The organism is Oligosphaera ethanolica (assembly GCF_030814695.1).
In the GTDB taxonomy this organism is placed as follows: Bacteria; Verrucomicrobiota; Lentisphaeria; order Oligosphaerales; family Oligosphaeraceae; genus Oligosphaera; species Oligosphaera ethanolica.
Window position 1 is genome coordinate 1,056,786 of sequence record NZ_JAUSVL010000001.1, and the last position, 13,822, is coordinate 1,070,607.

The 13,822-nt window shown below is 62.2% G+C and carries 7 protein-coding genes; 2 read left to right on the plus strand and 5 right to left on the minus strand.

What is annotated here, in order from left to right:
* Positions 1-488 precede the first annotated feature (488 nt).
* Together J3R75_RS03680 and asnA are read left to right on the plus strand one after the other, a co-directional pair.
* Entirely contained in the window at positions 489-2,366 is a 1,878-nt protein-coding gene (locus tag J3R75_RS03680) for an NAD(+) synthase (protein WP_307259986.1), read from the plus strand.
* Positions 2,367-2,641: 275 nt separating this feature from the next.
* A complete protein-coding gene (asnA, locus tag J3R75_RS03685; RefSeq protein WP_307259987.1) occupies positions 2,642-3,682 on the plus strand; it encodes an aspartate--ammonia ligase in 1,041 nt (346 codons plus the stop codon).
* Between the two features lie 268 nt (positions 3,683-3,950).
* Here asnA and J3R75_RS03690 read toward each other — a convergent pair whose 3' ends face one another.
* The 5 genes from J3R75_RS03690 to J3R75_RS03710 form a co-directional block, all read right to left on the minus strand.
* A complete protein-coding gene (locus J3R75_RS03690) occupies positions 3,951-6,011 on the minus strand; it encodes a pyruvate formate lyase family protein (protein WP_307259988.1) in 2,061 nt (686 codons plus the stop codon).
* A 313-nt stretch (positions 6,012-6,324) separates the two neighbouring features.
* The gene (locus J3R75_RS03695) at positions 6,325-8,079 is read right to left on the minus strand and encodes a DUF5696 domain-containing protein (RefSeq protein ID WP_307259989.1); all 1,755 of its coding nucleotides are present in this window, start codon (positions 8,077-8,079) and stop codon (positions 6,325-6,327) included.
* A 48-nt stretch (positions 8,080-8,127) separates the two neighbouring features.
* The gene (locus J3R75_RS03700) at positions 8,128-11,094 is read right to left on the minus strand and encodes a heparinase II/III domain-containing protein (RefSeq protein ID WP_307259990.1); all 2,967 of its coding nucleotides are present in this window, start codon (positions 11,092-11,094) and stop codon (positions 8,128-8,130) included.
* Between the two features lie 31 nt (positions 11,095-11,125).
* On the minus strand, positions 11,126-12,646 hold the full coding sequence (locus J3R75_RS03705) for a TIM barrel protein (RefSeq protein ID WP_307259992.1): 1,521 nt from the start codon (positions 12,644-12,646) through the stop codon (positions 11,126-11,128).
* 31 nt (positions 12,647-12,677) lie between these two features.
* On the minus strand, positions 12,678-13,430 hold the full coding sequence (locus J3R75_RS03710) for an MBL fold metallo-hydrolase (RefSeq protein WP_307259993.1): 753 nt from the start codon (positions 13,428-13,430) through the stop codon (positions 12,678-12,680).
* Positions 13,431-13,822 lie beyond the last annotated feature (392 nt).

The window sequence follows — 13,822 nt, forward strand, 5'->3', positions numbered from 1 at the left end:
GTTGTTTCAACCAAGCAGCCTTTTCTCGTCGTGCATTTCCGCCGCGAAGCGGCAGAAGCGCTGAAAGCGCGAAACATACCAGCCCAGGGCAAGCACGCTGAAGGCGTGCGCCGCCCTGGGTGCAACGACGACTATGTTCGTGTTCCTCGGCCCCTTTGGCCCCAGTCGGCGCAGCTGACTGGGGCCAAAGGGGCAATGGAACTCACTTGCTTACCTGGGATTGACATCGGCGGCATGTCGTCCAGCCAATATCAATGACTGACCGATTATGCGGCATTGTAACTGGCTATGGCCGTGCCGTTTCCCCCTGCCCTTTGAGGGGGTATAGTATGGGTTCGTCACCGACGCGTGCGCCAAGAACGCCAAAAATACCGTTGCAACCCATTGCACACGAATGATTTTGACGACTCTTGCGCCCGCACGCCTGCCCAGGCCGAGCCGCCCAGCCCGACCAACCTATCCGAGCGCGCCTTTCCAGGAGAGATCCCATGCGTGGAGTATACCGCATCGCCGCCGCCGTACCGGCCCTCAAGGTCGGCAATCCCGCTGCCAATGCCGATGGCATCATCGCGCAGTATCGCGAGGCTGTGGCCCACGGCGCCGCCGCCGTGCTCTTCCCCGAGCTGGCCATCACCGGCTACAGCTGCGGCGATCTCTTCGAGCAGCACGCCCTCCTGGATGCCGCCCTCGCCGCCCTGCAGAAAGTCCAAGACGCCACCCGTGGACAGCCCGCACTGCTGATTGTCGGCGTGCCCATCCTCTGCGGCACGCGCCTCTTCAACTGCGCCGCCGTCATCCGCGATGGCGACATCCTCGCCCTGGTCGGCAAGACCTACCTGCCCAACTACCGCGAATTCTACGAAAAACGCCAATTCCGCTCCATCCGCGAATGCCCTGCCACCAGCGTCGTGATCAATGGCCGCGACCTCCCCATCGGCGCCGACATGGTCTTTACCGCCGGGGACGACTGCCATTTCGCCGTCGAACTCTGCGAAGACCTCTGGGCCGTCACCCCGCCCTCCAACAACCTCGCCCTCAATGGCGCACAGATCATCTTCAATCTCTCCGCCGGCCCCGAGCTGGTCGCCAAAGCCGACTACCGCCGCACCCTCGTCGCCAGCCAAAGCGCTCGGCTCTGCGCCGTGTACGCACTCGCCGGCGCCGGCGTCCACGAGTCAACCAGCGATCTCGTCTTCAGCGGCCACGCCATTATCGCCGAAAATGGCCGCGTCTGCGCCGAAAACCAGCGCTTCGAACGCACAGGCAGCATCAGTTACGCCGATGTCGTCCCACGCTGGCTCGACAGTCTGCGCCGCGCCTGGACGAGCTTCAATGACTGCCCCACCACCCCCGTCCGCCGCATCGCCCTGCCCGCCCTGCCCGTCGCGCCCGACGCGCAGTACCGCGCGCTGTCCAAACAGCCCTTCGTCCCCGCCAACAGCGCCGACCGCGAACAGCGTTGCCGCGAAATCCTCACCATCCAGGCGACCGGCCTGGCCAAGCGCCTCGAGCATACCCGCGCCAAACGCCTGGTGATCGGTCTGTCCGGCGGACTGGATTCGACGCTGGCCATCCTCGTCGCCGCCTGGGCCTGCGACATGCTCAAGCTGCCCCACAAAACCATCTGCGCCATCACCATGCCCGGCATGGGCACCAGCAGCCGCACCAAAAGCAACGCCAGCGCCATCGCCAAAAAAATCGGCGCCGAACTGCGCACGATCGACATCACCAAGGCCGTCACCAGCCACTTCCAGGATATCGGCCACGACCCCAAAAATCTCAACGTGGTCTACGAAAACTGCCAGGCTCGCGAACGCACCCAGATTCTCATGGACGTCGCCAACGCCGTCGGCGGCATCGTCGTCGGTACCGGCGATCTCTCGGAAATTGCCTTGGGCTGGAGCACCTTCAACGGCGACCACATGTCCATGTACTGCGTCAACTGCGGCGTGCCTAAGACCCTCGTGCGATACCTCGTGGAATTCTATGCCGCCAGCGCCGATGACGAGTTGGCACGCTTATTGCTAGATGTGAATGCGACGCCGGTCTCGCCGGAACTGCTGCCCGAAGCGCAGCATACCGAAGAGCTCCTTGGCTGCTATGAATTACATGACTTCTTCCTCTATTACTTCCTCAAGTACGGAGAACGACCCGATGATCTGCTGGAGTGGGCATACCAGACTTTCGCCGGCTGCTACGAGCCCGAACACATCCGCGCGACCCTGGCGACCTTCCTCAAGCGCTTCTTCTCGCAGCAGTTCAAACGCAATGCCATGCCCGACGGCCCGAAGGTCGGCACCATCGCCCTGTCTCCGCGCGGCGACTGGCGCATGCCCGCCGATGCCGACGCCGCCGCCTGGCTGTGACGTAGTAACCCCGCCGGCACCAGCTGGCAATACCCTCTTTTACAATTTCGTAATACCAGGATAACGACGTTTTGCCGATACGCCGTTTTGTTGGCGACAATACCCAGGTCACCGCCCAAACATCGCTGACCAGGCCATGCCCACCAAACCGCGTTACCCTCTGAAAGGAGGAGCAGATGACGAATAATTGACGTTTTTTACAAAAATGGCCAGAAATTCTGGCCACTGTCACGCCTTCGTATTTTTTTGACGACGATAGGAAAGGACTTTGCCCAATGTCTAGTCTTTATATCCCCAAGGGCTATCAGCCCAAGCTCGACGCCCTCACCACGGAAAAGGCCATTCGCAAGATCAAGGACGACTTCCAGGCCAACCTCGCCTTTGAGCTCGATCTGCAGCGCGCCACCGCGCCGCTCTTCGTCCAGGCCGGCACCGGCATCAACGACGACCTCAACGGCACCGAACGCCCCGTGGAATTCCCCATGAAGGACATGGGCGGCGTCCGCGCCCAAGTCGTGCACTCGCTGGCCAAGTGGAAGCGCATGGAACTGGCCCGCCTCGGCATCCCGACCGGCTGCGGCATTTACACCGACATGAACGCCATCCGCCCCGACGAGGACCTGGACAACCTCCACTCGCTCTACGTCGACCAGTGGGACTGGGAGAAGGTCATTACCGCCAAAGACCGCAACCTGGAATTCCTGAAGGACACGGTCCGCCACATCTACTACGCACTCCGCCGCACGGAAAAATTCATCGCCAACGAATATCCCGTGCTGGAGCCCTATCTGCCGAAGGATATCACTTTCCTGCACACGGAAGACCTGGAAAAGCAGTACCCGACCCTCACGCCCCGTGAACGCGAGGACAAGGCCGCCATGCAGTACGGCGCCATCTTCGTCATCGGCATCGGCAACCCGCTGCCCCTCAGTGGCCAGCCCCACGACGGCCGCGCGCCCGACTACGACGACTGGTCCACCCCCAGCGACGCCAGCCACTGCGGCCTCAACGGCGACATCGTCGTCTTCAACCCCATCCTCGACCGCTCCTATGAGCTGTCGTCAATGGGCATCCGCGTCGACAAAGCCGCCATGCTCAAGCAGCTGGAACTGCGCGGCGCCAGCGACCGCCTGAAACTGCTCTTCCACAAGTCCCTGATGGAAGACAAGATGCCCCTGTCCATCGGCGGCGGCATCGGCCAGTCACGGCTCTGCATGCTCCTCCTGCAAAAGGCCCACATCGGCGAAATCCAGGCCAGCATCTGGCCGGATGACATGATCGACGCCTGCCAGAAACACAACATCCCGCTGCTGTAAGCCGCAAGGCCTGCAGATAACAACAAAGGGCCTCGCGCTGAAGAATTTCCTTCAGGCGGGGCCCAGCCGTTTTATCGACAGGACTTCAGACCAAACACCCTTGGCGTGCCCCCCCCGAGCGCCCCTCCGCCCCCCAACTTATTCGCGTTCTTCTACCGGCGGCATGTCTTGTCGCAGAGCGACCAGAGTAGAAACGGCTTCCAGCCGTTTCCGGACAGGCTCCGCAGCCGAGGGAACCATCGCATGACGACATGGGTTCATCCCGACGTCAGGCCGTTGCGGCGGCTTGGTCAATAAAGGTCTGCTGGGCTTCCGGGGTCAGGTCCGTGAAACGCGCGTTCCAGCCGCAGACCCGCACCTGCAGATTGGCATATTTATCGGGGTGAAGCTGTGCGTCGCGCAGCGTAGCGACGTCAAAGATGTTGAACTGCAGGCCGCTGCCGCCGCCGGCGATGAAGGCGCGGATGATCGCGACCAGGGTCGCCAGGCCATCGTCGCCGGTCACGGCGCTGGGGTGGAGCATGATGTCCAGGCACGTCCCGCAGGGAAAGTCCGTCATGTCGATCTTGAGCACGGAATTCATTAGCGCCGTGACGCCACGGCGATCCATGCCGGTGCATGCGTCCATGTTTTTGGACAGCGGCTCGCCAGCGAGGCGGCCGTCCGGGAGCGCGCCGAAGCGCTTGCCACTTTCCACCACCAGTTGGCCATAGAGCGAGGCGAAGAAATGCCCGCCGCGCGCATTGGGCTGGCTGTTCAGGAAGGGCCCGATAAAGCGCGCGAGCTCGACGGCCAATTCGTCCGCCCGCGTGTCGTTGTTGCCCCACTTCGGCGCGCGGTTCATGGCCGCCAGCCGCAGTTTCTCGAAGCCCGACCAGTTCGCCGCCAGCGCCTGCCGCAGCTCGGCCAGCGTGCAGAGCTTCTCGCGGTACACCAGGAAGTCCACCGCCGCCAGTGAGTCCACCGCCTGCGCGCAGTAGCTGATCACGCAGCCCGTCGAATTGTATTCGACGCCGCCCTCTGAGTAGTCCCGGCCCGTCCGAAGGCAGTTTGGGAAAGACCCTGCGAGGAACGGCGTGGGGTGGACCTTCGGCCAGGCGACCTCGCAGCGCCGCTGCATCTCGCACATGTGCAACGTACCTGCGCGCAGATAGTCGTAATAGGCCGCCTTGAAGGACGTAAAGTCCGGGTAGTCCCGACCGTCTTCCATGGCTTTGAGCACAAAGCGCGGCAGATACAGTCCCGTCGCGCCAGAGATCGCCACTTCCTTGCCCTGCACTGCCGGCTCATAACAGCCAATGGGCAGGTATTCCCGCGCATCCTCCGGCAGGCGGCCATGTCGAATCAGCCCGCGGATAATCATGTCGTCATTGAGCATGACAATGCCCGTGCGACCGTCGCGGACAGTGCGCGCCACCAGCGCCAGAAAATCCGCCGGCGTGTCCGGCGTCACCCGCAGCGACAACTTCGGGTCCACCGTGTTCATCTCGTAATAGACTTCCATGCCCAGATACGACAGCTCGTTGATATCCGGCCCAAAACAGAAATTCTTGCCAAAGCGCTTGCCCTGGTACTTGGCGTAGAAAGCGATCCAGAAATATTTGGTCAGTTCTTTGGCGTCATCGCGGGTCAGTCGGCCTTCGGCGAGATCGCGGCGATAGTAGTCGATGAATAGCTGGTCAAAACGGCCCATGGAGCGCACTTCCTCGCCTTCGTTTTCCGCGAGGTCGTGGAAGATGTACGCCATCTGGTACGCCTCATGCAGCGTGCGTGGCGGCCCTTCTGCCAGCGCCGCCAGCGCGGAATTCGCGGATGCCGCGCCCAGTCGCCGGCACAGCGCAATGGCGCCTTCGTAGGTCATGGCGCAGGCGCGATGAAAAGGCGTGTCGCCCGTACGCGCCCGTTCCAGCAGCCCCGTGAAGCCCAGCCGCAGCACCGACGGCCAGTCCGGCGCCACATGGCTGACGTCGATCATGTAGCGCACGCCGTTGTTCTGCGCATCGGCCGCCCAATAGCCGGCCATGCCGCCGCTCTTGTCCTGCCGTGACCACTCGTCGGCATGCCATTCTTTGCGCAAGTCCACCAGCAGACCGCAGTGATCGACCTTGCCGGCAAAAAAGTTGTCCGGTTCCGGCACGATGCGCCCGTGAGTGAAGATCAGCTTCAGCAGAAAGGCCTTGGTCAGCACCCGCTCTTCGGCGGGATGCGCCGCGCGATGCGCGGCAAAGAGCTCCTGCAGCCCCGCGCGATCAAGGCCGCTGGCAGGATCATACACCGCGCATTCGTATTGCTTCTCCAAACGCTCGCGCGCTGTCGCAAATAATTCCATGACCTCGCCTCACCAGATATGCGCAATAGATACCGACGCTGCGGCAAAAACGACACCCGCAAAATACACACAACTAATGAAGCACAACTACTGACCATACCAATGGCGACATGCCCACAAAACATACCATTTTGTGGTGGAACCGGCTAACGCGAACCCGGTGGACTTGGTGGACTTGGTGGACACAGTGGACTTACACGAACAGAGCGTCCACTCTGTCCACCTTGCCCACTCTGTCCACTTTGTCCACTTTGTCCACGTTGTCCACTTTGTCCACGTTGTCCACAGCAGCGCCGTCCCCCTCGCCCCGCGCTTATTTGCCGTCGAGCAGGTAGGCCAGCGGCGCGACGGTTTTGCCGTCGTAGCTATACGGCTCGTCGCCGTAGTTGCAGACGATAACCGTGCCGTCGGCGTACGTCACCTTGGCGACTTTCTCGCTGATCATGTCGTGGGACTGCATGAAGACGCGCTGGAGATGGCGCAGGGGCTTGAAGTCCTCGTAGGCCTTGGCAATTGCCGGGATGTTTCGGTCACTAACCCCGTAGAAAATCGGCCGCCCGCCGAATTCGACCAGCCGCAGGGCGTTGACGGCGTCAAGTTCGCCCTGCGTCAGTTTATCGGGGTTGTACAGGACGATGCCGTGGTAGACGATTTCCCACAACGGCACGACGGTCTTGACCATCGCGTGTTTGCGGCCGTCTTTGTAGTAGTTCAGCATGTGTCGCGATGTGTAGTTGATGTAATCCAATTCGCCGATGACGTGATCCCAGCCGCATTCCGAGGCGGCGCCCTGCAAGTACTTGCGGGCCTCCTGCAGCATCAACCGCTGGTATTCGCCGGCCTCTTTGTGGGTCGCCGGGTGCTTGGGATCATAGCAGGAGTACGGCGTCACGGCCGAAAAAACGTCGATGTAATGCGCGCCGCGGAAGCCCAGGCCGGCAATGCGCTTGATCTCGTCGCGGAAGAAAGTCTCCCAGGCATTACGCGCGCAGAGGTTGTGGGCGTTGCCACCGGACCAGACGCCATTGGTATTGAGCTTGCCAGTCGGGCCCTTGCAGACAAGATCCTCGCTCCACATGGGCGACACCGTGAAACAGTCTGTGTAATTGGAGTGGCCGTCGCAGACATAGCCGAGATCCTTTTGCACAAAATTCACGTAGGCCTTCAGGGCTTCTTCCCCGCCGAGCTCCGCAGGCACGGGGAAGCTCGCCGGACAGCGGCCATCGTAGCCACCCGTCTGCCAGCCGGCAACGCACATCGCCGCTTTGTCCACCCCGGCATTTTTCAGCGTCGTCAGCAGCCGGCGCGCCTTGGGGAAATCATTGTACACCTGCAGGGGCTTCTCGGTTTCGGCCGTGTAGTCGATGCGCTCCTTGCTATACGGTTTGCCGGCGTGAGTCATGCGCAGAGGCATGGCGTCGCAGAGGTAGTCGAGGTAGGGCGACTTGCCGCTGGCAATGCGCTCCGGGATGGACTTGACGACACCGCGTTCCAGCTGGAACTGCCGGTAGCGCCGACCCATGCCCGAGTAGTTCGCGTCGTCACCCGTCAGCAGGACAAAGTCCACCACGATATCCTCGTAGGGCGGGCGTTGCAGGCGTTTGAGATAATACTTCAGCACCTGCGTATAAACGCCATTCTCCCGCCATATCTGCACCGTGGCTTCAAAGCGCATGCCCTGCACGATGGCGACGTAGGCCGTCGTCGGCGTTTTCATGCCGTAGATGGGTATCATCAGATTGGACTCGAAGTAGTCCTTGTCCCCCGGCATGAACTCGCCGAAGATGCCCCGACCAATCACCCAGTAGCCGGCGTCGCCCACCGTCGCTTGGGCAAATTCCGGCAGGATCTTCAGCCACTCGGCACGCGCGGGAATATCCTTGACCGGCACCGTCACCCGCAGAGTATCCGGCGCCACCCGCGCCATGGCTACCTGCCTGTCAACAAACTCACCCTTGGCGTCACCAGGCCCGGGATTTTCCGCCTCCACGAACATGGATATGGTCGCTTGCTGCGCCGATGCCGACAGCAACCCCGCACACAAAAACAACAGACAGATTTTATTCATAATTCGGTGTCTTTTTTTTCCGCGCTAATGCCACCTATGCAATCGCCATCACTTGAGCAGAATGGACTGCCATGCGGGCGCGGCACCGGCCGCGTCGTCGCTGACCAGCAGCGCGACCTGGCCCTGCAGGGTCAGGTCGCCGTAACGCATCGTCCCGTCCCGACTGGCCAGCAGCAGATAGAGCTTGCCGGCGCAGCGCGCCCGCAGCCAGCAATTGCCCGCGCCGTCCATGCCCTGGTCGAGGATTTCGCCGGCGACCGGCGCTTCGTCCTTGCCGGCAATGGCCATGACGCTGGCAAAAAGCGCCTCGCGACCACGCACGCGGTTGAGCACCAGCGGTGGCTTCACGGTCGCGGGATTGCCCATGCCGACACCGTCCCAAAGCTCGCCGGTGGCCGAGCGCTGCCACAGGCGCAGTACGACATCGTTATGCTGCCACTCGGCCCGCCAAGCGCCATCGTGGCCCTGCCGGCGCCATGATGGCACCCACTTGTAGGCGTCGCCCGCGGGTGCCGGCGCGGCCTCACCGGCCCCGTCCAACGTGAGGGCGCCGCGTGAATGGAAGCACCACTCGTATTGGCGTTCTTTGTCCGACCGCGCCCACAGCAGGTCGAGTATCATGTCGTCAACCAGTGCCAGCACGCGGCCGGCCTCGACGCCACTGTAGATGTCGCCCGCAGTCACTGAGCACAGCGTGGCATTGCCGGCGCTGACAAAGGCCAGGAGCTTGCCGGTCGCCGGCTTTTGGCTCTCGCCGTCCACCACCAGAGTGTTGTGGCTCAGGCTCTGCCGGTACCAGCCCTGATGGGCCGGGTTGCCGTAGGCGATGCAGCCCGGGTCCTCAGAAAGCAGCTCGCCGCGCCCCCAGATGACGATGTTCAGTTTGTCAGGATGGCCATGCCCGCCGCCGTGCTCGCCGTAGTCCACGGCGACAAAATTGCCGGGGATGTCGCCAGCCGGAACCAGTGGCGACTGCGAACGCATCACCACCGCGCCAGCAGCGTCGTAGGCGCCAGACGCAAATTCGGCCTGACCGGCATTGAGTTCGTCTTTGCCCCACAGCGCCGCGTACATGTTCTGGCGATTGCCGCCAGCGACCACCCAGCCATGCAGCGGATCGCCCCACCACGCGTAGGCCGTCTCGTAACGCCAGCTCGCCCCGCTAGGCGTGAAGCCCACCCGGGCACTGTCATTGAAGGCCGGCAGCTGGTAGCTCGGCGCCAGAAATTTCAGCGGCGCGTCATACATGCCCTTGTAGCGCTGGCTATGCAGGTCAATGCCGAGATTTTTGGCGGCGATGGCCAATGGCTCCAGCGCCGACATGGTGTAGAAGTGGTAGCCCCAGGCGCCCTCGTACCACGGTCCGTCCTCAGTCACGCCTTTATCCACCTGTGCGCGGAAGCCCTTGGGGCCGTTGATCGCCGCGCCCAGCAGCTGCTGGTCGCCGAGAGTGATCCCGACCAGCCCGTAGGCACTGGCATGCCAGCAGCAGATGTTGTGGATGCCCCACTGGTGATCCTTGATCATCTCCGCCGCCGGCCGCAGCATCTTGCTGGCCAGGAACTCAATGTCAGCGGCGCTCAGTGTCTCCTTGATCGCGTCAAAACCCTGCACCATGGCGATGAGCCAGATCGCCTCGTCGAGAGTCTGCGGATGGACATGGCCGCCGCCCTTGCTGGGCTTGCCATGGATATTGTGCAGGGGATAGCCCAGGTAGCGCTCTGCATAGCCCCGCAATATCTCGTGAGCCTTGGCGGCGTAGCGGCGGTCGCCAGTCACCTGATAGACAATGCCCAGATCGCGGATGCTATTGGCCAGCGCGTCGTGATCGCGGCTGAGAACAACGTCGTCGTACGGCCAACCCGTGTACTCGGCCTTGCACTGCGGGCAGACATGACTCGTCGGCGAGGCCGTCTTGAGGCTCACACCGCAGGTCTTGCAGCTGTACCAATGCCACCACTGCGCACCACGCGGCGGATACTCCGGCGTGCGCTCCAGCCACCCGTCGGCCTTCTTCAGCACGCCCTGCCACCAGTTGTGCGCAGGCCCACCAGCGGCGACGCGTTCACGCAGCGCCGGCAACTGCTCCGGCGTAAACAGCAGACACGGCACGGGAATCTCACCAAAGGGCACAGTGACCGCCAGCGTTTCCTGCACCGCCAGCAGGTCGTCGCCCAACGCATCGCCCGGCGCCGCGTCAGCCCCCGGCGCCTGCAATACCACGTCCACCTGAAACAACGTCAGCGGCCCTATCGCCTCACGACAAGACAGAGCGGCACTCATAACCTGTCGCTGCCCGGGCGCCAAACTCAGGTCGGCCACCGCCGGCGTCAACACGACGCGATCGTCGCTGGCGCTCAGGCGCAGCTGTAAAGCCAGGCTGTCCTGCGAGCGATTGACAACCGTGAAAGCCAGCCGCCCCGCGCGACCAGCCGCTTCCCAAGACAGTTCCGGCGCGCCGGCCAGATGGACTTTGCGACGTACCAGCCGCGGGCGGGCAATGCACACCTCGACCTCGCGTTCAGCGTCGTTCTGTACCCGAAAATCAATAGCCCGTCGCTCTTTCGACGGCTTGTCGCCCCAAAGCCACCTCGGCGCGTGCAAGGGCACAATCGCCTGCCGCCACTGCCCAGCGGCATTGCCAGGCACCTCCAGCTGCCAAGTCGCCTGCATGCCGTCAGCCAACGGATAGTCGGTGACTTTGACCCCAAACCAGGCCGGGACTTCGCTGAGCTTGTATTCGAAGCGTAGTTCGTCCCATTCGTCGCATTCCGGTGCCCAGTCGCCGAGCGCCAGCGGCACACTATCCGCTTTGGCTTCGGCAGGCACCGCCCAGCGACCGACAGCACCCATGGCGGGGTCCGCAATCACGCTCAGCCGACTAGACCAGCGCACCGCCTGGTCGGCGCTGAAATCGGCAAGGGAAAACTGCTCGACAATGGCATTCTGCGCGTGCAATGCCCCGGCACAGATCAAAGCTATCATACTCAGACGGGGTTGCTTGACAAGTGACATGGTGCTCTCCCATGGTGTGTTTTGATCGGTGTCAGGCGTCTTCACCGCGCGCCAGCCCCAAAGCCGAACGCAGGGACCGATAACTCGCAATGGACGATTCGTGGCGGATTTCCAAAAACATCGGCACATGGCGACATTGGCCAAGATGCCAGGACATGAAAAACGACGCGAGTGAGATGAACCCGCCGTAGATTTCGTGCAATGGATAGTGGTTATCATAACGGCCATCAACCAGACTGTATTGATGCAGATGGCAGCCACTGAGCCAGGAGCCCATTTCCGCATACCACTCGCTTAGGTTGTACAGGCTCGAATACCAGTTGTTGTTGCGCGCGTGACCAATATCCAGATGGAACGCGACCGCGTCCTTGCCCAGCCTGCCGCGCAGAGCCTCAATCCACTCCTGGCATTCCCGGGGGATGTAGCCGAAGCCACGTTTGTCACCGACCCTCTCAGCGTCGCGCATATGCATGTTTTCGATGCCGATGGCGATACCCGCGTCCACCAGCGGCCGCAGACAGTCGCAGGTCGCATCCAGCAGTGCCCCATACGGCACGGCATCACGCCGCAGTTCCTGCACGGTCACCCCCGGCACATGGACGGTCACGCGATCAACGCCCAGGCGACGGCTGTACTCCGCACAAGCACGCAACTCCGACACGCCCGTCACTACGCCGTCCTGCCAGGCGATACTCGGGCAGTGCATAGATAGACAACGCCCGCCCGCCCCACGCCAGGCCGCCAGCGCCGGCAGCAACTCGTCGTCCGCAATACCACGCGTGGCTTCATAACGCAGTTCCACGGCGGCGACGCCCTCCGCGCGGGCTTCGGCCAAGGCCGGCAGCGTCTGCCCCATCGCCGATATGCCCAGGTTCGCCAGCCATTCGCGGCGCTCGGCCTCCGACCAGTTGAGCGGGTCGGCCAACGGGCAGGAAATGTCCTGCCGCTGCCAGCCCACCGGGCCGCGCCGCATGATGACCAGCGCCGGCGGTCCACCCTGGGCTTTATCCGGATCAAGACCGCGAATCTGCTGACAGCAGCCGCTGCTGGCATCCCAATGTTTATGCCCCACCGCCAGGCAACCGATGACGCCGGCGGCCGCCAACTCTTCCAGCATCGCCCGATCGCCTTCCGGCAAATCCGCCGGCGGGCAGTGCGTCGCCACCAGGAGATTGCGGCGGCCACTTGCGGGCAGCGCAGCCAGGTCGGCGCGACTGTCGTCGCTGAACGAGCCCTTGGCGCTATCGAGCACCAGAACCTCGCCGTGCTGACGGGGCGTGCTGAGCGCGCTCAGCACCGCCGCCGTCTGCGCGCGAGTGCGAAACTCGGCGTTGCCGGGGCTGAGCACAAAAGGCAGCTCCGTCGCGTCCAGTTTGCGACGAACGCGCTGGGCAGCCTTGAGCGTACCGACACTGGTCAAGTCGCCAAGGCCGACCAGCAACTCGGCGCCCTGTCGCCGCGCTTCGGCCAGGGCCCAGTCCCACACTAAATCCTTTACCGTGTCTTCGCGGTCGGGCAAATGAATGTCGCCCAACAAGGCAATCGTCGTCATAACAGTCCTTCCAATCGGCAGGGCGAAATGCCTAGACCGTGAATTCATCCCCGTCAAAAGCCATCGTCGCCGGAAACGGCAATTCCGCGACGAGCTCCCGGAAACGTCGCTCGTTGTCTTCGCCATGCCAGGCGTTGCCGATGTGATTGAAGATCATGCGCTTAATGGGCAACTGTTTGAGCTTGGGCAGGGCGTCCTCAAGACGGTAGTGGACACACTCGCAGATGCACAGATCGCAGGGATCATCACCGGGCCGCAGCGGAAAATCGCGGAAACTGGCATGCAGATCGCCCGAGAAAACCACGCGCTTGCCCTCGGTTTCGACCAGGAAGCCATAGCTGGGGGACGCCCCCATATGCTCGGTCGGCAGCGTGCTGACCCGCACCAGGTCGTCAGCATAGCAGCAGGCGGCGCTGGGCAAGACCCTGAAGGTCAGTAGCTCCGGCGGCCAGCCACGGCCCGTCGCGGCCATAAAGGCCAGGGTCGCGTCGATACCGCTCTGCTCCGGCAACAGTATATCCGTGGTCGCGCCATCGCGTTTGGGATATTTAACCAGGGTCTTGAGGACGCCAGGCAGCCCGCCCATGTGATCTTCATGCTGATGGGTGATAAACACCGCGCGCAGCATGGTCAACTGCAGCCCCTTGCGGATCATCAGCGCGTTGGCCGGCGCACCGGCGTCAATCAGGTAGCCCATGTCATCGCTCAGCTGCAACAGCGTGCTGCTGCAGTGGCGGCAGTAGGTCGGATCGCCGTGACTGGTTCCCAAAGTAATAATCTTCATGCTCAGTGTCCCGTATTTTCTTGTAATGTGCGAAATCTTGTGATGAACACATGTATTTGCGCCAATGTGACCGAATATCTTCTTTTGCGAAAGGATTTTTTACAATAGACTACTTGTTAGGTAGTTATGCATGAATTTGCCCCGTAGGGGCACGACCATGCTTAACCCCAGGCTTCAGCCTGGGGTAAGGTGTCCTATCGAACAGTGCCTCGTAGAGGCACTACAGCACCTAAGTCTTGGTTGAAAATGGTCTGTAATCGTGTTCAGATTGTGTTTGTCAGGCATCCAGTTGTGCCCCTACGGGGCACGATTGACTGGAGAGCATTTTCCCCAGGCTAAAGCCTGGGGTTAAGCATAGTAAGGCGCCTACGGCGCATGTCAAGTATCTCTTT

Coding starts and splice junctions, on each gene's coding strand:
- J3R75_RS03680 (WP_307259986.1), top strand. CDS start 489: ATGCGTGGAGTATACCGCATCGCCGCCGCCGTACCGGCCCTCAAGGTC.
- asnA (WP_307259987.1), top strand. CDS start 2,642: ATGTCTAGTCTTTATATCCCCAAGGGCTATCAGCCCAAGCTCGACGCC.
- J3R75_RS03690 (WP_307259988.1), bottom strand. CDS start 6,011: ATGGAATTATTTGCGACAGCGCGCGAGCGTTTGGAGAAGCAATACGAA.
- J3R75_RS03695 (WP_307259989.1), bottom strand. CDS start 8,079: ATGAATAAAATCTGTCTGTTGTTTTTGTGTGCGGGGTTGCTGTCGGCA.
- J3R75_RS03700 (WP_307259990.1), bottom strand. CDS start 11,094: ATGTCACTTGTCAAGCAACCCCGTCTGAGTATGATAGCTTTGATCTGT.
- J3R75_RS03705 (WP_307259992.1), bottom strand. CDS start 12,646: ATGACGACGATTGCCTTGTTGGGCGACATTCATTTGCCCGACCGCGAA.
- J3R75_RS03710 (WP_307259993.1), bottom strand. CDS start 13,430: ATGAAGATTATTACTTTGGGAACCAGTCACGGCGATCCGACCTACTGC.